Raw genomic sequence first — 24,294 nt, 5'->3', positions numbered from 1 at the left:
AAACCCCCGACGAGACCATCACGACAGCCCTTACCGCCTAGCCTGAAACCGGATCACCGAGTGGCCGTCGATACACCACTCCGGCGGACGTGACCGGGGCCGCCGTCGGGTGCCGGCGGGCGAAGCGGGGGCACTGGTGCCCGAGCGGCAGGCCGTGTTGGAGGAGGCAGCGTACCTACAGCGTGGCCAGGTCGTGGCGGCTGGAGTCGGACGGCCGCGCGTGGACTGGGCGCAGCTGCCCGAAGAGATGGTGTTCGAAGGAGAGCAGCTCGGCCGCTGGGTCGTGGCGCAGCGCGCCGGCTTCCCCCGGCTGGAGCGCGACCGGCAGGGCCTGCTCGCAGCGATCGGCATCGAGCTGGTCGCCGCGAAGACCGCAGCGGAGGCGAAGACGTCCCGCGCGGACCGCTTCGCGCAGGGCCCGGCGGCGCTGGCGCGGTTCGGTGAGCGGGAGGGCCGTGCCCGGGTACCACGCACCTACAAGACGGAGGAGGGGCTGTCGTTGGGCACCTGGGTCAACAACACTCGGGCTCGGCGTGACAAGCTCACCGCGGAGCAGCTCGGACAATTGGAAGCCTCGGTGTCGCCTGGTGAGCATGCTCGATGGGATCAGAGGGTGGTGGCGGCCGATCCTGCAGTGCGAGGGGCGGGCATATTGGGCTGGATGAACTGCACGGGCTGGAAGGTCGATGTGGCTGTAGGACGGTTTGGTGCTGCTCCGAGGCCGTCGCTGCCGTGGGCGAGCCCGTCGTCGGCTCATCCGGTGATCGATCGGTCTCGGTGGGCCTCCGAGATGCGTGACCAGGCTCGCCGAGGCGGCGGGCTTGGTCGGCGCCGCCGGACTCTCCTGGGCCCTGCTTCCACGCCCCCGGTCCGTTCTCCCGGCGGTCGGCGCGTAGGCTCACCGCCCATGCACCACGAGCACCACTGCACCTGCTGCGGCGAGCAGCACGAAGGCCCGCCGATGTCGTACGCCCCGGTTGCCCCACCGGTCTGGAAGCGGCGGTACGCGTTGCGCCGGGACTGTCTGCTGACAGAAGACCTGTGCGTGGTCAAGGGTGAGCACTTCTACGTGCGCGGGTTGATCGAGCTGCCTGTGCTCGACGCCGAGGAGACCTTCTCCTGGGGTGTGTGGGTCTCGCTCAGTGCGGCCAACTTCGACCGGATGCAGCAGCTCTGGGACAACCCCGCCCGCGAGCAGGAGCCGCCCTACTTCGGCTGGCTCACCACCGAACTGCCCTACCCGGAGCCGACCCTGCTCCTGAAGACCCACGTCCACACCCAGTCCGTGGGCTCCCGCCCCCTGATCGAGCTGGAGCCCACCGACCACCCGCTGGCGGTCGAGCAGCGCGAGGGCATCACCATGGCCCGGGTGCACGAGTTCGCGGAAATGCTGCTGGGCTCCTTTGCCGGTGATCGGTAACCTCGCGGGGCTGACCGAGCGAGGGGGACCATGAGGATGGACGAGGGAGCACCGACGACCGCACGTCTGCGGAGGGTGCTGGGCCGGGCGAAGCGTGTGGTGATCGTCGACGCGGCGCCCCAGGAAGCGGATGCTCCGGAGCGGGCGCGGACGGTGGTGACCGGCGATGACATCGCCGACCTCGCCCGGGTGCTCGCCGTGGTGGACGGCGGGACGGGCGACCGATGCCTTTGCCCGGGGTGGCCGACCATCCAGGTGTACGGCCGGTTCGGGCGGCGGATCGCCGACTGGACCCTCCACCACCAGACCGGGCTACGGGGTCTGGGCGACTGCGACGCCGATCTGCAGGACGGCCCGGCGCTCACCGAGTGGCTGGCGGAGCGCGGGCTGACCGGGTCGCGCGAGGCGCAGGCGCAGCTGGCCGTCGAGCAGGAGAAGCAGGAGCAGCGCCGTATGCGCTGGATCCGGGCCGCTCCGCCTGGGCTGGCCGAGGCCGCCGCCGAGGTGGCCGTCTATTCGGACGACCTGGGCGAGGCCAAGGCGCAGCTCGCCGCACTGACCCGGGAGCGCTACCCCGAGGCTGCCGAGCGCATCCTCCTCCTGCTGGCCTGGGCTGGTGTGCGGTCCCGGGAGCCCAGTGGTGGGTCGATGTGGTTCGACATGGCGGTGCTCGACCAGCTCCTCGCCGAGGCGCCCGATCTCGTCCTGGCCGCACTCGCGGACCGCCCACCCACCCCGGCCCAGCTGGACGGCGCCGCCGAGCTGTTCTGCACCTTCGAATGGACCAAGACGCACGGGCGGGACCTGCCCGAGCCGGTGAGGTCACGGCTGACCGCCCACATCGAGGCGGATGGCACCGACCCGCAGAGGTACCGACTGGAGCACGGCTCCTACGGTGCGGAACGTACCGCCTGAGCTGGTCATAGCCGCACAGTACGGGCCGGTCGCCATCTCGGTGGTGACCGGCCCGCGCTGTGCGGTTTCCTGAGCTACTGGCCGGGGCCGGCCTGCGGGCGCGCCGCCTCGGTGGTCACGTGCGTCAGATGGGGAACCGTCGCCCCGCCATCGGCCTGGGCTTCGGCCCGGGGTGTTCACCGACCGGGTCCTGCACGAGATGCCGGGTAGACGAATGCCTGCCGAACAGGCAACCATGCCCCGGTGAGCGTCATCATCACGTTCTTCACCGCCCCCGGCCACGAAGCCGCGGCCGCAGTCGTCGAACGCGGCCCCGGCGGGATCTTCGAGTCACGGACGTGGGGCAACTTCGATCCTGAGGAAGCCCTGATCGAATGGGAGAGCCTCCTGACCGGCCGGAGCCTCGACAACCTCCTCGATGACGGCGAGCCCGAGACCGTCGCCGATCTTGATGACGGCCAGGGGCCTGTCGTCCTCGCCGCCTCCCGCACGCTTCAGGAAGCACTCACCCGCACCGATCGTTCCCGGCTCGTCCGGACCAGCCAGCTGTGGGTGGAACACCGGGCCTCGGAAGGCGAAGCGATCGACCAGGAGATCGCCGAGGAGATCCTTCAGTCCCTCGCCGATCTGGCGCGCAGCGCCCACGGCCACGACGACCGCCTGTACTGCTGGACCACCTGACAACCCGCTCCTGTCCCGCAGTCAGACAGCAGAACCAAACACCGGGCTCGTGATGTGAACGGTCAGCGATTTCCCCCACTTCTGAGGCTTCGTGGTCACGGAATGGGCCAGGGTCGCGGTCACGAGTCCCCAGGGGGAACTTGACCACGGCGGAAGCCTGGAATACCCCAGATCAGGTGGTTTGACCTGCGAGTGATCGTTCCATCCGAATCGTTCAGGTTCCCCTTGGGCATCCCCGAGCCGGGTTGAGGGTCCTGACCGTCTCGGAGTCGTCACCGTCCCTCGACCGACAGGCCGAGAGGTCGACGGACACTCTGGATGGCAAGGAGAACGTTCACCGTGGTCGACATCGTCGAGATCTACGTCCACTGGTACGCGGGCCGGTCGAAGAACCAGCTCGCGGCCTCGTTGGGGGTGGACCGCAAGACCATCAGGAAGTATCTGGCGCCGGCGGAGGCGTCCGGGATGGCCCCGGGTGGGCCGCCCATGAGCGAGGCGGACTGGGGCAAGCTGATCAAGAGCTGGTTCCCGGAGCTGGCCCGGCGCCGGCTGAACCAGGTCACGTGGGCGGAGATCGAGCCGCACCGCGACCTGGTCAAGGGGCTGCTGGAAACGACCACGGTGACGACGATCCATCAACGCCTCAGAGACGAGGGGAAGTTGGCGGTGTCGTTGTCGACGTTCCGCCGGTGGGTGACGGAGAACCTCCCGGACGAGTCGGCTCGGTCGAAGGTGACGGTGCTGCGGGACGACGTCGAGCCGGGCTCGGAGGCCCAGATCGACTACGGCTTCCTGGGACAGTGGATCAATCCGTCGACCGGCAAGCGGCACCGGATCTGGGCGTTCGTGATGGTGCTGCCCTGCTCGCGGCACATGTTCGTCCGCCCGGTGGTCCACATGGACCAGAACGCCTGGACCCAGGCCCACGTCGAAGCGTTCCGATTCTTCGGCGGTGTCCCGCAGCGGTTGGTGCCGGACAACCTGCGCACGGCGGTGGACCGGCCGGACCTCTACGATCCGAAGATCAACAAGTCGTATGCCGAGCTCGCGACCTACTACGGCGCCCTGGTCGACCCGGCCCGGGCAGCGAAGCCGAAGGACAAGCCGCGGGTCGAGCGGCCGATGCCCTATGTCCGCGACTCGTTCTGGAGCGGGCGGGAGTTCACCTCGGTCGAGCAGATGCAGGCTGAGGCCCTGACGTGGTCGAGCGGGATCGCCGGCCGCAGGCAGTGCCGACCGCTGGGCGGCGCGAGTCCGCTGTCGGTGTTCGAGGCGGTGGAGGCCAAGGCCCTGCTGCCGTTGCCGGACAAGCCGTTCGTGCTGGCCCGCTGGTCCCCCGCCGCAGTCGGCCCGGACATCCACATCAAGGTCGGCCGCACCCTCTACTCGGTCCCCTGGAAGCTGATCGGCCGCAAGGTCGACGTCCGCTCCACCGCCACCATGGTCCAGGTCTTCCACGAGGGTGAGCTGGTCAAGACCCACGCCGCACTTGAACAGGGCAAACGCACGGACAAGAACGACTACCCGCCGGAGAAGATCGCCTTCCAGATGAAGACGCCGATCTGGTGCCGCAGCCAGTCCTCCGAGGTCGGGGACGCCTGCCGGGAGGTGATCGACCAGCTGCTGGAGGTCAACGCGCTCTACCGGCTCCGCGCGGCCCAGGGGATCCTCGGGCTGCGGAAGAAGTACGGCGACCAGCGGCTTGAGGCGGCCTGCACCAAGGCCATCGCGGTCGGCGACCCCTCCTACCGCACCATCAAGGGCATCCTGATCGCGGGCACCGAGACCGACCCCGAACCGGAGACCGGTGACGCCGGGGCGGCAGCCTTCCTCCACGGCCCCGAGGGCCTGTTCGCCGCGAGCATCCCCTCCCAGATCTCCGGCGAGCCCGAGGGCACCCCGGGCCGCGATAACGCCGAGGAGGCCGCTCGATGAGCGTGATGGACACCGCCCTGCGCGAGTCGCTGAAGGCGCTTCGGCTGTCCGGGATGCTGGAGACCCTGGACGCGCGGCTGATCCAGGCCCACGGCAGTGAACTCGGCCACCTGGACTTCCTGCAGGTCCTCTGCCAGGACGAGATCACCCGCCGCGAGACGGTCGCCTTCCAACGGGCGCCTCCATAAGGCGAAGTTCGAGCAGCAGGTCACTCTGGAGGAGTTCGACTTCACCGCTTCACCGAAGCTGCCCGCGGCCCAGATCCGCGACCTGGCCGCCCTGCGCTGGCTTCATGCCGGCGAGTCGGTGATCTTGTTCGGGCCGGTCGGGGTCGGAAAGACACACGTCGCCCAGGCCCTCGGTCACCTCGCCGTCCGGCAGGGCGCGAACGTCCGCTTCACGAAGACCAGCCGGGTCCTGGCCGAGCTGGCCGGCGGCCACGCGGACCGCACCTGGGACAAGCGGATGCGCGAGCTGATCCGACCCGATGTCCTGATCCTGGACGACTTCGCGAGGCGCCAGCTGAGCGCCGCCCAGGCCGACGACCTCTACGAACTGGTCTCCGAGCGGCAGGGGCGCTCGCTGATCATCACCAGCAGCCGGGCCCCCAGCGACTGGTATCCCCTCTTCCCCAACCCCGTCGTCGCCGAGTCATTGCTGGACCGGCTGATCAACACCAGCCACCAGGTCATCATGAACGGACCCAGCTATCGGCCGAACAAGCGGCCCCGGAACCCCACCGACAAGTGATCCGTCCGACCGGGCTTGGCCGGTCTGATCAGGTTGACCAGCCGCACTGATCAGGCCGGCTGGGTGGCTTCACTCATAGACGCGGGCCGCACCGAGCTGCCAGGCCACAGAGGCCCAGGTCACCGGTTCGATCGGTGGGACGCCCGGGAACGCTGGTGGCCTGCCGAGCATGGCACCGAGCCACGACTCCCACGACTCCAGGAACTGGGCCATCGAGCCGCTCGCCCAGCCGCCGCCGTCACCGGCCCACAGTCCTCGGGCCAGCCGGTCTGCCGTCCAGGCGCGGTTGCGGGCGAAGTCGGCGGCCAGGGCCAGCAGCAGGACTCGTAGCTCTCCAGGCGAAGCGACCGGCGGCTCGTCTCCAAGGGGCGCGGGCTCGGCGAGCCCGGCCGACGGCGCGTCCAGCGCACAGAGCAACTGGTCGGCCAGGCCTGGCCAGCCGGGCTCCGGAGCCTGTTCAGGAAGGACGCCAGCCCAGCGGAACAGGATGTCGTCGATCTCCGGCGCATCGGCGCCGAGGCCCTCGAAGCGCTGGCTGAGGCACCGGAGCAGAGCGCGGAAGTCTTCGCCAGTCTCCACGTTGTTCGTCACCGCGCGAGAGTAGGGCTACGAGGTCCGGCCCGTCGACCGGATATCAGGGCGGTCAGGCGTCAACGCGGTGCACCTCCCGCCTGCGGCCCGAGGCATCGAGCTGGTGGGGAATTGTTTGGCGTTTGACCTGGGGAATTCGCTGACCGTCGACACGTGATAACGATCGGCGTCAGCTTTTCACCGCAATACAGCGGAACGGTTCACCACAGACCCGGCGCCATCGTTCACCACCCCCGCCCCGAAACAGCCCGCCAGCCACAACACGTCACCCCGGGCCGGTGAACAACCACGCCGAACCCCAGTGAAAACCAAACGCCGATCATCAGGCCGGAGGGGTCTTGCGGAGGTCGTAGGCGGCAGTGTTCGGCGGCCTGGAGCAGCGATGTCAGCGCGGGTTCGGTGTCGGTGAGCAGGCGGAGGCCTGGGCGTCTGCGGTGCTGGTGGTAGCGGATGGCGGCGTCCAGAAGTGGGCGGGCCCACCTGGGTGCGCGGTATACGGCGCATACCTGGCCATCGATCTTCAACCAGGGCTAACGTCAGTCGATATGACGATCCTTCAGCGATCCGCGCTCGCCACCCTGGCCACCGCTCTTCTGCTGGCCGGGTGCAGCAGCGGCAGCCCTGCCTCCCCCGGCCCCTCGGCCACCGGCTCCCCTGCCCAGGAGCTACGCGCCCTCGACCAGGCAGCGGGCGCCACCACCGAGCCCGCCACCGCCTACGACGAGGCCTTCGCCAAGCTCGCGGCCCACTGCCTGGAACATGCCCCGGCCCTCGCGGACGAGGTCCGGGGCACCGCGGCCCAGCTGAAGGCACTCGGCAGCAAGACCCAGACCCACCTGACGGTGCTTCGGGATGTCGCTGCCGCGATCCCGGACGCCTACCCGAGGTCGAACTGCGCGCCCTATCTCGGCGAGTTCGTCGGCGCCCAGAAACTGACCGGCACGGTGCACTGACCAGCCGGACCGAACAAGACCGCGACTAGGGAGAATGTGCTCGCCCGGGCCCTCCTCGGGGCTGGTGGCCGGGTCGGGCACCAGCCCCGAGGAGGTGGTCAGCCGAGGTGCTCGGTGATCTGCTCGATGAGCCAGTCGGTGACGGAGCGGACGGCTCCGGAGGCGGCACCGCGGGCGATCTGCCCGGTGAGGTGGTCGTCGGCGGGCGTCTCCGGGGCTGGGGTCTGGTGGGGTGTGGCCGGCTGTACGGGGACCATCGCGGTACGCGGGGTCTTCTCGCTGCGGGTGTGCTGCTTCTTGTGGGACATCAGGTCCTCCCCTGGCGGGTCGTGGTGAGTGCGGGTCAGCCGGCCGGCTTGACCACCACGATCCCGGCCGAGAAAGGCCTGGAGTCGATCTGCGGACGGGCCCGGATCATCCCGGAAACGCCCCGCATCCGCGCAGGTGAACGCTAGGGTGAAGCACCGGTCCGGCGGACGATCACGGACCGGTGCGGACAACCGCGGACCGCGCGCCCGGCCACCGGCACCGCCCGCGAGGGCCATCGCCGGAGACCGCCACAGGCAGCCGCCGGATCCGCGGACATGGGAGGACACCCCGGTCCGCCGCCGTGCGGGACTCGCACACGGGCCGGCGGTACGGGAGATGGACAGGCGGGGGGCCTTGATGGCGCCAGGACACAGCCCACAGGCGCAGGACGCTCTGTGCAAGTTTGCGCGGGAGTTGAAGCGGCTCCAGGCGAGGGCCGGCAACCCCACTGGGCCTCAGCTGGTCAAGGCGGCCGGGTCCGTGCTGAACACCAGCGTCATCAGCGAGCTCCTCGAGGGCAAGAACGGATTCTTCCGGGTCCCCTCATGGGACAAGGTGTCCGCCTTCCACAACGGCTGCACAGCGCATTCCGAGGCAGAAGGATTCCCTCTCGAAGAACCACTTGGGGACATTCGTCACTGGCGCAGAATGCATGGTGATCTGGTCGAAAAGGTCGATGAATTCGACAGTGCCAGCAAAAGAGCCAGGACCGGCCCTGCCGAGGCCCCAGTCTCCGAAGGCCCCGGGGCGGATCCGGGCGTGGAACCGAGGCCAGCGGCGGGGGTAACTGGCTGGGGGCTGAAGCCTCTTGCTCCTCCTCCGGCCCTCCCGCCCGGGTTCACCGGCCGGGAGGAGGACCTGGAGGAACTGCTCGGCTTCCTCGCTCCGGCGGCAGACTCCGGTACTGGGACCGGCGCGGCCGAGCTGGGGCAGGCGGTGGTGGTGGCGTCGGTGCTGGGGATGGGCGGGATGGGCAAGACCACCCTGGCCCTGGCCGCCGGCCACGCCGCTCTCAAGCGGGGCCTGTTCACCGATGTGCTGTTCCTGGACCTGCACGGCTACGACGACGCCCCCACTGACGCCGCTCACGCCCTTGACACCGCGCTGCGCGCCCTGGGCACCGATCCCGAGCAGATCCCGCCCGATGCCGACCAGCGCGCAGCCCTCTACCGGACCCAGCTCGACGCCCGCGCCCACCACGGCGAACGGGTTCTGGTCCTCGCGGACAATGCGTCCACCGCCGGTCAGGTGCACCCGCTCGTCCCGCCGGATGGTCCGCATCGGCTGCTGGTGACTTCCCGCGACGACTTCGCCGCCGCGCTCAGTGCGCGGTTGGTCGATCTCGACGTCCTCGCCCCCGACCGGGCGGTCGAACTCATGGGTACCGCGCTGCGCCTGGTCCTGCCCAAGGACGGCAGGGTCGAGGCCGACCCGGACGGGACGGCGAGGGTCGCCGAGCTGTGCGAGTATTTGCCGCTCGCCCTGCAGATCGCCGCCGCCCAGCTCGCCGCCGACCGCGCCCTCAAACCGGCCCGCCTCGCCGCCGATCTCGAGGTCCTCGGAGACCGGCTCGACCTACTCGAAGACGGCCAGCGCGCGGTACGCACCGTCCTGGAACGCTCCTACAAGCGCCTCACTCCCACCCACGCCGAGCTGTTCCGCCTCCTCGCCCTCAACCCCGGCCCTGACCTGTCCACCGACACCGCCGCCGCGGCCACCGGCATCACCAAGCTCAAGGATGTCCGGACCCGGCTCGTCGCCCTCTCCAAGGCGAGCTTGATCCGGCAGGACCCCGACACTGGCCGCTGGCGGATGCACGACCTCGTCCGCGCCTACGCCACCGAACAAGCCGAGCTAAATCCCCAGCACAGCGCCAAAGCCCTGACCCGCCTCTTCGACTACTACACCCGCACCACGCGGGCCGCCGACGCCCGCCTCGACCCCGCCGCGGGCGGGGACAGAAAACGCTTCCCCGACCGGGGCGCAGCAATGGCCTGGCTGGACGCCGAACGCGCCAATCTCATTGCCGCCGTCCACACCGCGCACGACACCGGCCACCGCGAGGTCACCATGAGCCTGGCGCACTTCCTGGGGGACTACCTGCGTTCACGCCGGTACCTGCAGGACGCCTTGGCCGTCGCCACCCTCGCCCACGACACGGCCACCTCCCTCGGCGACCGCCACCGCGAAGGCATGACGTGGAGCAACCTCGGCACCGCGCTCGCGGAGCTGCGCCGCTTCGACAAGGCCCTCGACGCCCACCAACACGCCCTCGATATCTGCCGCGACCTCGGCGACCGCCACGGCGAAGGCACGGCGTGGAACAACCTCGGCACCGTCCTCAGGGATCTGCGCCGCTTCAACGACGCCCTCAACGCTCATCAGCACGCCCTCGACATCCATCAGGACCTCGGCGCACGCCATGGCGAAGCCATGGCGTGGAACAATCTCGGCGCCGTCCTCAAGGAGCTGCGCCGCTTCAACGACGCCCTCGAGGCCCATCAGCACGCCCTCGATATCTGCCGCGACCTCGGCGACCGCGGCGGCGAAGCCATGGCGTGGAACAACCTCGGCAATGCCCTCACAGAGCTGGGCCGCTTCGACAAGGCTCTCGAGGCCCATCAGCACGCCCTTGACATCCAACAGGACCTCGGCGACCGCCACCGCGAAGCCATCGCGTGGAACAACCTCGGTGCCGTCCTCAAGGAGCTGGGCCGCTTCGACAAGGCTCTCGAGGCCCACCAACACGCCCTCGACATCCACCAGGACCTCGGTGACCGCCTCGGCGAAGGCATCGCGTGGAACAACCTCGGCACCGCATGGCGGGGCACTGAAGCGTACGAGCAGGCGGTGGCGGCCGGTGAGCGTGCTGTGGCCGTGTTCCGCGAGCTGGACGACGCGTATCGCGAGGGTGAGGCGCTGGGCGAACTCGCCGACACCCTGCGGGCGGCCGGACGCCCGACCGATGAGGTCCGGGTCGTGCGCGAGGCCTCGGCGGCGGCCTACCGGCGGGCCGGCGCCGGCACTGAAGCCGAGGAAGCACTGGGGAAGGCCGACGAGTAACCGACCCGGCCCGACGCGAGTTAGGGGCGGAAGACCTGTTCCAGGGGCAGTGGCAGAACCGCAAGACCAAGCTCGACGACTTCAAGCCCTACCTGCACGAGCGATGGGCCGAGGGCTGCACGAACGCCTGGACTCTCTGGGAAGAGATCAAGACGCATGGTTACAGCGGCGGCTACGGAGCCGTCCGCGCCTACCTCCAGCCGTATCGCACCATCCCGACCGCACCGGCAGCCCGACCACCATCGACGCGGACCGTCGCCGGGTGGATCCTGACCCACCCGGACGCCCTGCTGGAGAGCGAGCGACGCAAGCTGAAGTCAGTGCTCGCGCACTGCCCTGAACTGGACGCGCTCGCCAGTCATGTTCGGACGTTCGGGAGGATGATCACCGAACTCCAGGGCGACCGGCTCCCGCAGTGGATCAGGGGAGTCCGCGCCGACGACCTGCCCAGCCTCCACACCTTCGCCAACGGCCTCGAACGCGATCTGGCCGCCGTAACCGCAGGCCTGACACTGCCGTGGAGCTCCGGCGTCGTGGAAGGCCACGTCAACCGGATCAAAATGATGTCGAGTAGCCGGGGGCATCGCAGCCCCCGGCCCTCACAGAACCGTACGTAACAATCTCTCGTTATACGGCTCTTGTCGCCCTGGTCACCAGACGACGGGGACGCTGGGCACCCATACCCAGTGCGCGAAGAACCGGGGCCGACTCTTGACGGCCTTGTCCCAGGCTTCCTGGGCCTTCTTGCGTCCTCGCAGCCGCTTGTACTTCTTGCGGATCCAGCGCATCAGGTAGGCGTTGATGCGCCCCAGGAGGGGATACAGCGCGGATCTGTAGAACGCGCCGTAGTAGTTCATCCAACCCCGCACGACCGGGTTGATCATTCGTGCGAGGTCCGCTTCGGAAACCTCGGTGTGCAGGTGCATCTGCCACGAGCGCACCCTTCCACTGAGCCTCTTCAAGGCGTCGTTGCTGATCGCCGGATTGAAGCCGGTGAACATCTTCCCGGTCTTCAGCCGCACCTGACGCGCCCGGAAGGTGAACCCGAGGAACGTGAACTCGGTGTGCTCGTGGGAGCCGCGCCGGTTGCTGTCCTTGCAGTACACAATCCTGGTCTTGTCCGGATGCAGCTCCAGCCCCACCTCGCGCATCCTGTCCGTGAGGGCCGCGAGCACCTGACGTGCCTGCGCCTCGCTGACGCAGTGAATCACCGCGTCGTCCACATAGCGCTCGAAGGCGACGCCGGGAAAAGTCCGGGCCAGCCAGGTATCGAACGCATAGTGCAGGAACAGATTCGCGAGGACGGGCGAGACCGCGGAACCCTGCGGGGTTCCCCGTTCTCGGCTCTGCAACGAGCCGTCGGGGGGGCCTGTCCCCGAGTGGTGGACACCTTCGATCCCGGTGCTGGTAGGGGCCGGGTAGGAGGAATCTCTTATGGTGATGAAGGTATACTCGCCGCAGTTCAAGGCTGACGCTGTCGCGCTGTACCTGTCGGATCCGAGCCATACCTTCGAGGGAGTGGGCAGGGATCTGGGGGTCGCGCGGGGGACGCTGCGGAGCTGGGTGCAAGCCGGGCAGGCCCGCCGGGGGCCGGCCAGCACGACGAGCAGGAACATGAACGACAAGAAGACGGGACCCGCGCCGACCTCCGACGAACTGCGAGCGGAGAACGAGGCCTTGCGCAAGGAACTGGCCCAGGTGCGCAAGGAGAACGAGAAGCTGGCCACGGAGCGGGACATCCTTCGGAAGGCGACGAAGTTTTTCGCCTCCGAGATGACCTGGTGACCCGCTGCCAGTTCATTGAGGACCACCACAGCGCCTACGGCGTGAAGCGGTTGTGCCAGATCCTGGAGGTGGCCCGCTCCAGCTTCTACAAGTGGCGGGCCGGCCGGGCCGCGAGGAAAGCGCGAGAACAGGCCGACACCCGGCTGGCCGAACGGATCCGGGCCGTGCACGCCGAATGGGACGGAACCTGGGGCCGCCCCCGGATCACCGCCGAGCTGCGCGAGGCAGGCCTGGAGGTGAACCACAAGCGGGTCGGCCGGGTGATGCGCAAGTTCAACATCGCCGGACTCCGGCTGCGCAAACGGCACGTGACCACGATCCCGGAGCCGTCCCGGGCGCCGGTGCCGGACCTCCTCGGCCGTGACTTCACCGCCACCGCACCGAACACAAAGTACGTCGGCGACATCACGTATCTCCCGGTCGGGGACGGCGACTTCCTCTACCTGGCCACCGTGATCGACTGCTTCTCCCGGCGTCTGGTCGGCTGGTCCCTCGCCGAGCACATGCGCGCAGACCTGGTCACCGACGCCCTGAAAGCAGCCGCGGCGACCCGCGGCAGCCTGGCTGGCGCGGTGTTCCACAGCGACCACGGGGCCCAATACGGGTCCCGACAGTTCGCCGACCTCTGCAGCCGCCTCGGCGTCGTCCGCTCCATGGGAGCGGTCGGCACCAGCGCCGACAACGCCCTCGCGGAGAGCTTCAACGCCGCACTCAAACGCGAGACCCTGCAAGGCGCCCGCCGTTTCCGGGGCGTCGAGGCCTGCCGCCGGGCGGTGTTCCGCTGGGCCACCCGTTACAACACCCGGCGACGCCACTCCCGCCTCGGACAGAAGGCACCGAACATCTACGAACGACAGCGGGCTACCATGACGCTCGCCGCATAACGACACGAACAGGTGTCCACTCATCGGGGACAAGGCCCGGGCAGCACCAGCGGGGCTCTCAACCACCGCTTGACATACAGCACCACCCACGGCAGATCGGTGTTGGCCTCGACCGCCTTGACGACCAAGTCCCACGGCACAGTGTCGAAGAACTTCCGGATGTCCAGATCGATCACCCAGTCGGTCTTCCAGCACCGCTGCCTGCAAGCCGTCACCGCGTCGAGCGCGGACCGCCCGGGCCGATAGCCGTAGGAGTCGGGATGGAAGATCGCTTCGATCTTCTTCTCCAGCTCCTGGGCCACGACCGTCTGCGCGATCCGGTCGGCCACGGACGGGACACCCAGAACCCTGGTGCCTTCGCCCCGTGCCCTCTCGATCTCCACCGCGCGCACCGGCGGCGGGAAGTACGACCCCGAGGACATCCGATTCCAGATCTTGTAGAGGTTGTTCCTCAGATCGGCCTCGAACGCTGCGATCGTCTGCCCGTCCACACCAGGTGCACCCTTGTTCGCCTTGACCTTCTCCCACGCCTCCCAGACAGCCCGCTTCGAGATCTCGAACGGCTTGTCAGGTGCTTTCAGCTCGTTCACGCGACTCCTCCCGGAGAGCTTCCGGTTGATCGAACAAACCAGCCACGGACAACCCGGCCCCTTCGCTCCGCCCCCATTACAGGGACTTCACCGCTACTACGAGCCGGTCCGCCGGCGTGCCCGGCGACGGTACTCAGTCCCTTGCGGGGTCTCCGCTTGGGATGCTCCCTCTCCCCTGCTGCGACGCAGGGAGTGTCCGGGCACGCCTTCTCCTGTTCCGCACGGAAGCCGCAGACCGGGCTCACGTCGTCTACATGCCGGACACCGCCTGGCCAGAAAGCGGAACGTCCGCCAGGCTCTTCCCGGGATCCGCTTGACACCCCGGTTTTGATGTCGTCTGAATCTGTTTCGACACGTCAGCAACGATTCACTCGCGTTCGTCTTCCCGGTCCCCACCTGACGCCTCAGGGGCGCCTTTTCCTCATTGCTCACCACGACGGTCTTCAGCCAACGCAGCATGAGGCGGTTTGGAGCCTCCCTCCGCCGGGCGGCTCCGAAGGGCCAAGTTCCTTCATCTTCCGTGCAGCATCGCGTCATGAAGTCGGCCTACACGACGACTCCTCTCTGCGGTCAGGACACACCAAGCGCCAGATGTACGGCCGTGCCAGCTTCGCGCTCCTGCGGAAGCGAGTCCTACTCGCCACTGAACTTGAATTCGTGATGTCGGTCAGCCGTCGAGGATGAGGCCCGTGCCGGCGAGGCATCCGTCGACCAGGTCCGGACGGTACTGGATCTGCTTGAGCCTGCGCTTGACGGCACGGGTGATCTGGCCGAGGTCGGCTGCGGCGAGGTTGCCGACGTCGCGCTTGACCAACGACCAGATACCCTCCTGTGGGTTCAAGTCCGGCGAGTAACTCGGCAGTTGGAAGACGGTGAGCCACTCTGCGTGGTCGGCGATGAACTGTCGCATCGGTTCGACCAGGTGCATGCGCAGGTTGTCCCAGACGAGCACGATCGGGCCGCCGAGCTGGATGTGCGCCCTGACCAGCAGGTCCCGCAGGTCTTGCCAGCCGATGCCCTTGGGCTCGCCCTTGCGGCCCCGATACTCGCGCACCGAGTAGAACATCCGGGACCGCTTCCCCGGCTTGTAGCAGGTCAGCCCGGCCAGGGACACCCGGCCCGAGCCCCGGCCGCGCACCCGGACCACCGGCGTGCAGCCCTTGCGGCCCCAGCTCCTCGCGCGCGGCGGTGTCATCGACTGCCCGGCTTCGTCCTCGAAGACCACCCAGGCGTCGCGCTCCGCCGCGGTGCTTTTACCAGCGGCCAGGTCTCCTTCCTCCAGACCTCGACCGCCCGGTCGTCACGCTCGATCGCCCGCCGGGCCGGCTGCTGCCAGGACCAGCCATGCCGCTTCAACAGCCTCCAGGCGCCCTCCACCGTGTAGCTCACGTGGAACAGCCGACCGATCAGCGTCTTGATCCGCGCCAGCGTCCACCGCTGGTCCGCCCAGCCGTGAGCCAGCGGCCCGCGCTCCAACTCCCGTTCCAGCCTAGCGATCTGCGCTTCGCTGAGCCTCGGCCGCCCAGGCGATCCCTTCGATAGGACCCCCGCTTCGCCGCGCTCGCGCCACCGCCGGCGCCACCGCTCCACCGACCGCTCACTGACCCGCAACGCGGCAGCGATCTCCCGATTCCCCTGCCCGGCCTCGAAGCGATCCACGGCCTGCAGCCGGACCCACTCCCTCGCGGCCCTCCCGGCGTCGGTCAGTCCGCCGCCCTGTGCGTATCTCACGATCCAGGGCTACCGGAACGGACCAGCCAACGTCAGGCGAACGGCTCCGACATCACCCGATCAAGTTCAGTAGGTGCCAACAGGTCGGCCGGTGTTTGCGAGCACGGTGTGGGCGGTGGCGGTTCGGCCGTGTTGCTGGGAGTCGGTGTGCCGGGTGTCGCATGCGTGGCATCCGGTGTGGGCGCAGCCGTGGGGCTGGCTGAGGGTGAGGTGCTGGGGGCCGGGGTCGCGGAGGTGGCCGGTGCGGGGCATGGTGCGTCGGTGCTCGGCGGGGAGGCTGGCGCAGTGGCGTTTGGTGGAGCAGGGGTTGGTCGGGGTGCGGGTGTGGTTGGGGGTGTGGTGGTTGCGGTGGGCCGCGGGCTGCGGGGCGCAGTTGCGGTGGGGCGGGGGTGGACGGGGTTCGGCGCTGGGAGGTCCGGCCTGGTCGGCTGGAGTTGGATCACCGGTGCTGTCCATAGGCTGTTGTTGCCCGGTGCCGGTGCGGTGCCGTTGGTGTAGCGGTTGATCCAGGAGCGGACCGTGGCCAGGTACTCGTTTGAGTGGTTGTAGCTGAGGATGGCTCGGTCGAGGTCGTCGGGCGTGGCGAGGTTGTGGTGGTCGGCGCACAGGTAGCGGCCGGCCGCCAGCGCGGCGTCGAAGACGTTGTTCGGGTCGTTGCGGCCGTCGCTGTTGCCGTCGGCGCCCCATCGGGCCCAGGTGGATGGGATGAACTGCATTGGTCCGATGGCGCGGTCCCATGCGGGGCTGCCGTCTGTGCGGCCTTGGTCGGTGTCGGCGATGGCGGCGAATCCGTTGCCGTTGAGAACGGGTCCGAGGATGGGCTTGATGGTGGTGCCGTCGGTCGTCACCGCACCGTTGCGGGCGTGTCCTGACTCCACTTGGCCGATGCCGGCCAGGACCGGCCATGTCAGGTGGCAGGCCGGGTTTTCGAGGAGCAGGCGCTGCTCTGCCTTCTGGTAGGAGGTCAGGACAGTGCCGGGGATGGGTACCGGGCCGTCTGTTGCCGCTGCGGCGCCGGGGGGCGGGGTCGGCGCCGGTTGTGCCGGGTACAGCGGAAAGCCCGAGTCGGCCTGCTGGGGCCGGTCGTTGCCGCGGATGATGTCGGCGGATAGGGGTGCGTCGGATGTCGGTACCGGTATCGGTATCGGTATCGGAGCCGAGGCTGCGAGCGCTGCTGCCAGCACCGCAGCCGTCTGCGTTGCCGCGCGTGCTGCTCTGTGGCATACGGCGAAACGAAGGGGCACGCGTGACTCCTGGACCGGGCAGTGGGGAACCAGGAGACGTTATTCCGCGCAAATCAAGATCATTCCATTGGCTAGGCCGCGCATGGTGCGCAGTAACAGATCGATGACGAATACTTCCGGGACAGCCACAGACAGTCGCTGAACGAACCGGACAATGGGCGCGATCACGCCCCGGCTGGCTGCACTAGGTAACCGTGGATAACGATTCATATTTCCATGGCCGCGGGCGCCTTTCGTTGGCGTGATAGTGCGAGTTCCGGTTGCGCTTCACCGGGCGGCGCGGGTGGCACAACTGAAGCCGCAGGAGGCGCCAGGCAAAGCTGCACCGATTGAGATGGTTTGCCCTATTTTTGAGGGTCGCCCCTAGTCGACCATAGACGGGATCCGACAGCTTCAGGGTCGCCGACGCTGCGACACCTGGAGCTAACGGCACGACAGTTCGACCAGTGAGCTCTCAATATGATTACCGGTCAGATAGTTCGCCAAAGATTCAATCTATCGCTCGTCAGGCCTTCTTTCGATCTTGAATGCGGCTTGGTGGTTCACTCGAAGCCGCGCCAGGCCGTTCGGCGACTCCGGAAGACTTGTGAAGCTCCCGTGAACCTCGATAACGATCGACTTCTTCAGCTGCTTGTATGGCGCAGGTTGTCCGGTTTGAGGGAGATTCGGAATCCGGTGGTCCGCTTATGCTCCGTCGTCACCCTTAGCCAAGGGTGAGTCAAGGAGTTGTAATGAGTGCATCTACCTACCGGGTCGGCAGGCGAAGGTCGCCTGCCAGTCTCCGGGCGGTCAGCGGGTCGCTGGCCTTGGCGGTGGCGGTGTCGCTGCTGGCCGGGTCTGAGTCCGCGTTCGCCGCCGCAGCAGCTAACAAGTCCCCGAAGCCGGCAGCCCCGGCACCCGCGGCCGCGGCTGACATCCCGTCGGCACGGATCGCGGCCCGTTTGTCGGGTCAGCGGGTGGAAGCGTTGTCGGAGCGGACGGAGACGTCGACGACGTGGGTGAACAAGGACGGCTCGCTGACCAGCGAGCTGTTCGCCGGCCCGGTCCGCTACCAGAAGGACGGCCGGTGGGTTGATGTCGACCTCGGCCTTGAGGCCGCGATCGACGGCACGGTCGCGTCGAAGGCGCACCCGCGCGGCCTGAAGATGGCCGGTGCCGGCGGCACCCGCGCCAAGTCCCTGCAGCAGGCGCAGGAGGGCAAGGAGCAGGCCCGCACCCTGGTCGTCCTCGGCGAGGGCGAGCAGCAGGTCGAGCTGCAGTGGAAGGGCGGCCTGCCCAAGCCCCTCCTGGACGGCACGAAGGCCACCTACCAGGATGCGATCGCCGACGGCGCCGCCGACCTGGTCGTGGAGGCGACCCGCACCGGCTTCGAGCAGTACACCGTCCTCAAGCAGCGCCCCACGGTCGCCGGCTTCTCCTACACCATGCCGCTGAAGGCGAAGGGCCTGAAGGCCGAGCAGCAGGCGGACGGCAGTGTGCTGTTCACGGACAAGAAGTCCGGTGAGAAGAAGGCGGTCCTGCCGGCGCCGGTGATGTGGGACGCGACCTCGATCGACGGGTCGAGCGAGCACCCGAACCGGGCCAAGGTCGACCTGAAGGTCGTTCAGCACGGCGACGGCATCGACCTGGTCTTCACCCCGGACGCGAAGTTCCTCGCGGACCCGAAGACCCAGTACCCGGTCACCATCGACCCGTCCACCACCGCCCTCGGCAACGTCCTCGACACCCGGGTGCAGAAGGGCGAGACCGTCGACTGGTCCGGCGACACCGAGCTGTACTGGGGCAACCCCGGCACCAAGAACGCCGACGGCTCCTCCCGCGAGGCCCGGGCGTTCATCAACTGGAACACCGGCCCGATCGCCGACGCGCTGATCACCAGCGCCACCGTCTCCCTGTGGAACTTCCACTCCGGCAACAGCGACTGCGCCGGCTACGCCTGGGACGTGTACGACACCTCGCTGGCCTCCACCGCCTCCCGGTGGACTGCGCAGCCGACCTGGTTCTCCAAGAAGGCGACCTCCACGCAGACAGCCGGCCGCACCGGCTGCCAGGCGGACGGCTGGATCAATGCGGACGTCACCAACCTGGTGCAGACCTGGACGTCGGCGAAGAACACCACCTCGGGCATGGGCCTGCGGGCGCCGGACGAGGTGTCGACGAAGTACTGGAAGGAGGTGAACTCCGCCAACGCCGCCACGAATGTGCCGAAGCTGACGGTGACGTACAACTACCGGCCGCGCACCGGCACCGACCAGCAGGCCGGCTCGCCATTCTACAAGGACACCGACGGCATCTGGTGGGTCAACTCGACCACGCCGACGCTGCGGGACACCTTCGTCGACCCGAACAACGACAAGGTCGACGGCACGTTCCAGATCTTCGACAACGCCACCGGCACCCAGGTCGGCAACCCACTCGTCTCGCCGTTTGTCCCCTCCGGGCAGCCGGCCTCCGTCACGGTTCCGTCCGGGCTGCTGGCCAACGGCAAGACCTACAAGTTCCGCACCTCCCCCTACGACGGCACCCACTACAACACCACCTGGTCCCCGTGGGCATACTTCACCGTCGACACTGCCGCCCCCTCCGCGCCGGGCGCCGTGTCCTCGACGGACTACCCCACCGGGCAGTGGGTCAAGGGCGCCGGCCAGTCCGGTGTATTCACGGTGACCCCGCCGAGCGGTGACCAGAACGCGCTGGAGTGGACCCTCGACGGCGCCACCTGGACCAAGGTCGCCACCGGCGGCTCGACCGCCCCGGTGAACCTGACCGTCACCCCGGCCAAGGCCGGCACCAACACCCTGCAGGTCCGGGCGGTCGACAAGGCCGAGAACAAGTCCGAGCCGGTCTCCTACACCTTCCAGGTCGGCGCCGGCGGCGTCACCGCCCCGAACGACGGCACCCGCACCGCCGCCCGCGTCCCGCTGGTCGCCGAGGCCGACGGCAGCAAGTACGACCATGTCACCTTCTCCTGGCGCCGCTCCGACGCGGATGCCTGGACCACCATCCCGGCCGGGGATGTCACCAACGGCGGCAACGCGGTCACCTGGCCGATCGACCTGAGCTCCGGGAAGAGCCCGGCCCTGACCTGGAACGCCACCTCCACCGTCAACCCGGACGGCACCGTGCAGGTCCGCGCCGACTTCACCGGCCCGAACAGCGCCGCGGTCTCCTCCGAGCCGATCAAGGTGGTCGTTGACCGCAAGGCCGACGGCGCCGCCACCCAGAACGTCGGCCCGGGCTCGCTCAACCTCCTCACCGGCGACCTCACCGTCTCCGCCACCGACGTCAACCTGTTCGGCATGAGCGTGGGCCGCACCGCCTCCTCCCGCGACCCGAAGGCCGCCGCGAACCAGGACGGCCAGGCACCGGTCTTCGGCCCGAACTGGACCTCCGGCATCTCCTCCGATGTAGCCGACTCCGACTACACCGAGATCCAGAAAACGTCCAACACCTCGCTGAGCGTCGTCACCAGCGACGGCTCCACCATCGCATTCACGGCCAATGCCTCCGGCACCGGCTGGGTACCCGAGCCGGGCAGCGAGGACCTCACCCTCACGGGCTCGTTCGTCTCAGGTGACTTCACGCTCTCCAGTGCCGAGGGCGCAGTAACAACCTTCTCCAAGGTCGACCCGGCAGCGACCACCTGGACGGTCACCTCCAGCCTGCTGGACGGCCTGGCGAACACCACGACCACCACGATCTCCGAGAAAACCGTGGTGGACGGCAAGACCCTGGCTCGCCCCAAGTACGTCATCGCCCCCACCTCCGCGGCCACCACGGCTGCCTGCGCTGCCGACGTGACGGTCAAGGGCTGCCGTGTCCTGCAGTTCGTCTACGCCACCGCCACCACGGCGACCGGCGACACCAACGACAGCGACTTCGGCGACTACGCGGGTCAGGTCAGCACCATCAAGCTGTGGGCCACCGCCCCCGGCGCCGCCAACTCCACCGCCACCGACGTGGCCACCTACCGCTACGACACCGCCGGCCGCCTGCGCCAGACCTGGGACCCGCGCACGGGCACCACCGCGAAGACGCAGTACTCCTACGTCGTCGGCGGCGCCTCGGACGGCGCCCTATACGCCGTCCTGCCCCCGGGCATCAGCGGCGGCCATCACATGGCCTACGGCAACATCGCCTCCAACCCGGCCGCGGGCGAGGGCATGCTGACCAAGGTGTGGACCAACACCCTGGCATCGGGTACCAAGAGCACCGTCGACGGCACCGCCACCACCAGCATCGTCTACGGCGTCCCGGTCACCGGCAGCACGGCCCCCGAGAACCTGTCCGCCACCGCGGGCGCGACCTGGGGCCAGACCGACATGCCCACCGACGCCACCGCGGTCTTCCCGGCCGACCAGATCCCGGCATCGAACAACGGCGCCGACCTGAACACTGGCGACTACACCCGGGCCGACATCAACTACCTCAACGCCTCCGGCAACCAGGTCAACGACGTCGCCCCCGGCCACCGCATCACCACCACCGAGTACGACAAGTACGGCAACCAGGTCCGCACCCTGACCGCCGGCAACCGCGAGCTCGCCCTCGGCGGCAACGCCGCCCTCACCGCGCAGCTGGCCGACCTCGGCATCAACACCCTGCCCTCCGCCGACCGTGCCCGCCTGCTCTCCAGCGGCAGCACCTTCAGTGCGGACGGCCAGCGCGAGACCGAGTCCATGGGCCCGCTGCACCGCATTACCCTCGCGGCCGACGCCAAGTCCGGCACCACCACCGTCGCCGTGGCCGGTAGCCAGGTCACCGCGCGCAGCCGCACGGTGAAGACCTACGACGAGGGCCGTCCCACCGACGGCAGCGCCAAGATCAAGGACCAGGTCACCACCACCGTCACCGGCGGCGCCCTCCACGCCTGGCCGGATGTTTTCACCGAGACCCGCACCGACAAGACCGTCTACGACTGGGCGCTTGGCGCACCCACGCAGAAGATCCAGGACGCCGGCGGCCTGGGACTTACCACCGTCACCGGCTACGACAACCAGGGCCGCGCGACCTCAACCGCCCTCCCCGCGTCCAACGGCTCCGACGCCGGAACCACGACAACCAGCTTCTACACCGCAACCGGCTCGGGACCCTGCGCCGGGCGGCCCGAATGGGCAGACCTGGTCTGCCAGACCGGCCCCGCCGGCGCCATTGCAGGCGGAGGTTCCAACCCGTCGCAGCTGCCGATCAAGACGTTCCAGTACGGAATGTTCGGGCAGGTCATTCAGTCCGACGAGACCGCGAACGGCTCCACCCGCACCACCACCATCACTCCGGACGCGGCCGGCCGCCCCGTGACCACCACGATCAGCGGCGGGCAGGGCGCGGCGATCCCGGCCACCACCGTCACCTACGATTCCGCCACCGGCCAGATCACCCAGGAGACCTCCACCGGTGGCGGGACGATCACCAAGGCGTACGACGACCTCGGCCGCCTGATGACCTACACCGACGCCGACGGCGGAGTGACCACCACCGAGTACGACGCGCTGAACCGACCCACCAAGGTCACCGACAGCGTCCCGTCCACCACCACCTACACCTACGACACCACCGTCGACCCCCGCGGTCTCGCCACCTCGGTCACCGACTCGGTCGCCGGCACCTTCACCGCCCGCTATGACGCCGACGGCGACATCAGCACCCAGGGCCTGCCCGGCGGCTACACCATGACCGACCAGCAGGACCCGGCCGGCACCACGACCGCGCGCACCTACACGCGCGACAGTGACGGCGCCGTTGTCGTGTCCGACGGCGTCACCGAGACCGTCCACGGCCAGTGGGCCACGCACACCGGCACCCCCGGCGTCACCGCGGCGCAGGCCTTCGCGTACGACAAGGTGGGACGCCTGACCCAGGTCCAGGACACCTCCACCGACGCCGTCTGCACCACCCGCAGCTACACCTTCGACACCAACACCAACCGCAAGTCCCTCGCCACCGCCACCGCCCCGCGCGGCCAGGCCTGCACCACCAGCGGAGCCACCACCACCAACAGCACCTACGACAGCGCCGACCGCCTCGTCAACGCCGGCTACACCTACGACGCCTTCGGCCGCACCACCGCCCTGCCCGGCAGCACCGTCGCCTACTACAACAGCGACCTCGTCCAGCAGCAGACCACCGGCACCAACCGGCAGACCTGGGCCCTCGACTCCCACCAGCGCCTGCGTGCCTGGACGACCGAGACCAACAACGCCGGCACCTGGGCCCAGACCGGCGCCAAGACCAACCACTACGACAACGACAGTGACACCCCCAGGTGGATCGCCGAGGACGCCATCGGCGCCCTCACCCGCAACGTCGACGGCCTGAGCGGCAACCTCGGCGCCACCACGACCAAGACCGGGAACACCGTCCTCCAGCTTGCCAACCTGCACGGCGACGTCACCCTCCAGCTCCCGCTGGACACCGCCATCGCACCCGTCGTCCTCGACTACGACGAGTACGGCCAGCCCCGCACCGGCCAGCCGTCCACCCGCTACGGTTGGCTCGGCGGCAAGCAGCGCTCCGACGAGACCCCCGGCGGCCTCACCCTCATGGGCGTCCGCCTCTACAACCCCACCACCGGGCGCTTCCTGTCCATCGATCCCGTGGTCGGCGGCAACGCCAACGCCTACGACTACGTCCACGCCGACCCGCTGAACAACTTCGACCTCGACGGCAAGCGTTGCTGGAACCCCTGGTACTCCAGCTGCCGAGAGAAGAACAACACCGTTAGCTTCGTGTACTCCGTGGGTTCCGTCTGTTTCTCATTCTGCCCGTGGTTGGGTGTGGCAGGTAGGACCATCAAGGCCTACCGCCACGGAAAGCGCGCCTGGCACTACGGCCGCCAGGCCTACCGCGTCTACAATCGCGTGGGCTGGTCCGGCTTGCGCAGTCACACTTCCAGCTGGTTCAGTCGCCAGGGCTGCTTCCAAAGCCACGGAGGCTTCGGAGGATGCGCCTGGGCGGCCGTGGGAACCTGGACAGGAATCCACGAGGGCTGGGGCCACCTCAACAACGCATGGAAGCTTGGCAGGGGCAAGGCGAGAGCCATCTGGAACGGAAAGTGGTGGCGATGACTGGATTCTGCCCTCGGACCTCGAACAACCGGACTTGGTCATGAGCGATAGGAAGAGTGCACCTCGCAGGGTGACCTCGCGGACGGCGCTCGTTTTCTACACCGCCGCCCCGATCTGGTTCCTGCTGGACGAGATCTACGGGCCCTCCAGCTGGCATCTCGTAAGACTTGTCCTCCTCTCCGCCTGGACAATCGTCGCAGCGACTGCCCTCGCCCTCTCGTTCAGGAGGAAGAAAAACTGATCTGACGCCGAGCCCGGCACATACGGCCCCGGGGGGGGGCGGGGGGGGGCGGGCGCGGGCCGCGCGGGGCGGCCACCGGGCGCCGCCCCGCACCGCAGACGGGCGGGAGGGCGAAGTGGGGGAAGACGCGGGGGAATA

At 68.7% G+C, this 24,294-nt stretch carries 19 protein-coding genes and 1 pseudogene; 13 read left to right on the top strand and 7 right to left on the bottom strand.

Going from position 1 to position 24,294, the window contains the following annotated elements; genetic code table 11:
• Positions 1 to 247: 247 nt before the first annotated feature.
• The 7 genes and pseudogenes from AB0M03_RS35915 to AB0M03_RS35885 all read left to right on the top strand — a co-directional run.
• A pseudogene (locus AB0M03_RS35915) lies at positions 248 to 562 on the top strand (helicase associated domain-containing protein); the annotation flags it as partial.
• 345 nt (positions 563 to 907) lie between these two features.
• The gene (locus tag AB0M03_RS35910) at positions 908 to 1,420 is read left to right on the top strand and encodes a DUF2199 domain-containing protein (RefSeq protein ID WP_363499830.1); all 513 of its coding nucleotides are present in this window, start codon (positions 908 to 910) and stop codon (positions 1,418 to 1,420) included.
• Positions 1,421 to 1,456: 36 nt separating this feature from the next.
• Positions 1,457 to 2,335: a hypothetical protein gene (locus tag AB0M03_RS35905; RefSeq protein WP_363499822.1), complete on the top strand. Its 879-nt coding sequence runs from the start codon at positions 1,457 to 1,459 to the stop codon at positions 2,333 to 2,335.
• A 243-nt stretch (positions 2,336 to 2,578) separates the two neighbouring features.
• Positions 2,579 to 3,016 (top strand): hypothetical protein, encoded by a 438-nt coding sequence (locus AB0M03_RS35900; protein WP_363499820.1) that lies wholly within the window; start codon positions 2,579 to 2,581, stop codon positions 3,014 to 3,016.
• 318 nt (positions 3,017 to 3,334) lie between these two features.
• Entirely contained in the window at positions 3,335 to 4,951 is a 1,617-nt protein-coding gene (gene istA, locus AB0M03_RS35895; protein WP_363499818.1) for an IS21 family transposase, read from the top strand.
• A complete protein-coding gene (locus AB0M03_RS35890) occupies positions 4,948 to 5,139 on the top strand; it encodes a hypothetical protein (RefSeq protein ID WP_363499816.1) in 192 nt (63 codons plus the stop codon). Before istA ends, AB0M03_RS35890 begins: the two co-directional genes overlap by 4 nt.
• A complete protein-coding gene (locus AB0M03_RS35885) occupies positions 5,048 to 5,701 on the top strand; it encodes an ATP-binding protein (protein WP_363499814.1) in 654 nt (217 codons plus the stop codon). Before AB0M03_RS35890 ends, AB0M03_RS35885 begins: the two co-directional genes overlap by 92 nt.
• A gap of 69 nt (positions 5,702 to 5,770) precedes the next feature.
• On the opposite strand, the gene AB0M03_RS35880 is transcribed toward AB0M03_RS35885, so the two are convergent.
• Positions 5,771 to 6,292 carry a hypothetical protein gene (locus tag AB0M03_RS35880; RefSeq protein ID WP_363499812.1) on the bottom strand — a complete coding sequence of 174 codons (522 nt, stop codon included), beginning with the start codon at positions 6,290 to 6,292 and terminating at the stop codon, positions 5,771 to 5,773.
• A 545-nt stretch (positions 6,293 to 6,837) separates the two neighbouring features.
• On the opposite strand from AB0M03_RS35880, the gene AB0M03_RS35875 reads away from it, so the two are divergent.
• Positions 6,838 to 7,245 (top strand): hypothetical protein, encoded by a 408-nt coding sequence (locus tag AB0M03_RS35875; protein ID WP_363499810.1) that lies wholly within the window; start codon positions 6,838 to 6,840, stop codon positions 7,243 to 7,245.
• Between the two features lie 98 nt (positions 7,246 to 7,343).
• Here the strand turns inward: AB0M03_RS35875 and AB0M03_RS35870 are convergent, their stop codons facing one another.
• Complete coding sequence (locus tag AB0M03_RS35870; protein WP_363499808.1) at positions 7,344 to 7,553, bottom strand: hypothetical protein; 210 nt, start codon at positions 7,551 to 7,553, stop codon at positions 7,344 to 7,346.
• A gap of 481 nt (positions 7,554 to 8,034) precedes the next feature.
• Here AB0M03_RS35870 and AB0M03_RS35865 point away from each other — a divergent pair, with 481 nt between their 5' ends.
• Positions 8,035 to 10,617, top strand: a complete 2,583-nt coding sequence (locus tag AB0M03_RS35865; protein WP_363499806.1) for a tetratricopeptide repeat protein — start codon at positions 8,035 to 8,037, stop codon at positions 10,615 to 10,617.
• Positions 10,618 to 10,652: 35 nt separating this feature from the next.
• Positions 10,653 to 11,234 (top strand): transposase, encoded by a 582-nt coding sequence (locus AB0M03_RS35860; protein ID WP_363499828.1) that lies wholly within the window; start codon positions 10,653 to 10,655, stop codon positions 11,232 to 11,234.
• A 33-nt stretch (positions 11,235 to 11,267) separates the two neighbouring features.
• Here the strand turns inward: AB0M03_RS35860 and AB0M03_RS35855 are convergent, their stop codons facing one another.
• On the bottom strand, positions 11,268 to 11,969 hold the full coding sequence (locus tag AB0M03_RS35855) for a reverse transcriptase domain-containing protein (RefSeq protein ID WP_363499805.1): 702 nt from the start codon (positions 11,967 to 11,969) through the stop codon (positions 11,268 to 11,270).
• 82 nt (positions 11,970 to 12,051) lie between these two features.
• Here AB0M03_RS35855 and AB0M03_RS35850 point away from each other — a divergent pair.
• A protein-coding gene (locus tag AB0M03_RS35850) for an IS3 family transposase (RefSeq protein WP_363499803.1) occupies positions 12,052 to 13,286 on the top strand; the annotation gives its coding sequence in 2 pieces (ribosomal slippage) (positions 12,052 to 12,385 and positions 12,385 to 13,286; 1,236 coding nt in all).
• Between the two features lie 20 nt (positions 13,287 to 13,306).
• Here the strand turns inward: AB0M03_RS35850 and AB0M03_RS35845 are convergent.
• The 4 genes from AB0M03_RS35845 to AB0M03_RS35830 form a co-directional block, all read right to left on the bottom strand.
• Positions 13,307 to 13,876 carry a reverse transcriptase domain-containing protein gene (locus tag AB0M03_RS35845; RefSeq protein WP_363499801.1) on the bottom strand — a complete coding sequence of 190 codons (570 nt, stop codon included), beginning with the start codon at positions 13,874 to 13,876 and terminating at the stop codon, positions 13,307 to 13,309.
• A gap of 667 nt (positions 13,877 to 14,543) precedes the next feature.
• The gene (locus tag AB0M03_RS35840; protein WP_363499826.1) at positions 14,544 to 15,071 is read right to left on the bottom strand and encodes a transposase; all 528 of its coding nucleotides are present in this window, start codon (positions 15,069 to 15,071) and stop codon (positions 14,544 to 14,546) included.
• Positions 15,068 to 15,607: a winged helix-turn-helix domain-containing protein gene (locus tag AB0M03_RS35835; RefSeq protein ID WP_363499799.1), complete on the bottom strand. Its 540-nt coding sequence runs from the start codon at positions 15,605 to 15,607 to the stop codon at positions 15,068 to 15,070. The genes AB0M03_RS35840 and AB0M03_RS35835 overlap by 4 nt, the downstream gene beginning before the upstream one ends.
• A gap of 32 nt (positions 15,608 to 15,639) precedes the next feature.
• Positions 15,640 to 16,851, bottom strand: a complete 1,212-nt coding sequence (locus AB0M03_RS35830; protein WP_363499797.1) for a lytic murein transglycosylase — start codon at positions 16,849 to 16,851, stop codon at positions 15,640 to 15,642.
• 812 nt (positions 16,852 to 17,663) lie between these two features.
• Here AB0M03_RS35830 and AB0M03_RS35825 point away from each other — a divergent pair.
• Positions 17,664 to 23,915 (top strand): DNRLRE domain-containing protein, encoded by a 6,252-nt coding sequence (locus AB0M03_RS35825; protein ID WP_363499824.1) that lies wholly within the window; start codon positions 17,664 to 17,666, stop codon positions 23,913 to 23,915.
• A 40-nt stretch (positions 23,916 to 23,955) separates the two neighbouring features.
• A complete protein-coding gene (locus AB0M03_RS35820) occupies positions 23,956 to 24,156 on the top strand; it encodes a hypothetical protein (RefSeq protein WP_363499795.1) in 201 nt (66 codons plus the stop codon).
• The last annotated feature ends 138 nt before the right edge of the window (positions 24,157 to 24,294 follow it).

It is taken from the genome of Kitasatospora sp. NPDC051914 (assembly GCF_040680995.1).
GTDB lineage: Bacteria > Actinomycetota > Actinomycetes > Streptomycetales > Streptomycetaceae > Kitasatospora.
Note: the sequence above shows the minus strand (reverse complement) of the source record. Positions and strands in the feature narration are given on the sequence as shown.

Excerpts from the sequence above, each read along its gene's own strand:
- AB0M03_RS35910 (WP_363499830.1), top strand. The coding sequence starts at position 908 with ATGCACCACGAGCACCACTGCACCTGCTGCGGCGAGCAGCACGAAGGC.
- AB0M03_RS35905 (WP_363499822.1), top strand. The coding sequence starts at position 1,457 with ATGGACGAGGGAGCACCGACGACCGCACGTCTGCGGAGGGTGCTGGGC.
- istA (WP_363499818.1), top strand. The coding sequence starts at position 3,335 with ATGGCAAGGAGAACGTTCACCGTGGTCGACATCGTCGAGATCTACGTC.
- AB0M03_RS35890 (WP_363499816.1), top strand. The coding sequence starts at position 4,948 with ATGAGCGTGATGGACACCGCCCTGCGCGAGTCGCTGAAGGCGCTTCGG.
- AB0M03_RS35875 (WP_363499810.1), top strand. The coding sequence starts at position 6,838 with ATGACGATCCTTCAGCGATCCGCGCTCGCCACCCTGGCCACCGCTCTT.
- AB0M03_RS35870 (WP_363499808.1), bottom strand. The coding sequence starts at position 7,553 with ATGTCCCACAAGAAGCAGCACACCCGCAGCGAGAAGACCCCGCGTACC.
- AB0M03_RS35840 (WP_363499826.1), bottom strand. The coding sequence starts at position 15,071 with ATGACACCGCCGCGCGCGAGGAGCTGGGGCCGCAAGGGCTGCACGCCG.
- AB0M03_RS35820 (WP_363499795.1), top strand. The coding sequence starts at position 23,956 with ATGAGCGATAGGAAGAGTGCACCTCGCAGGGTGACCTCGCGGACGGCG.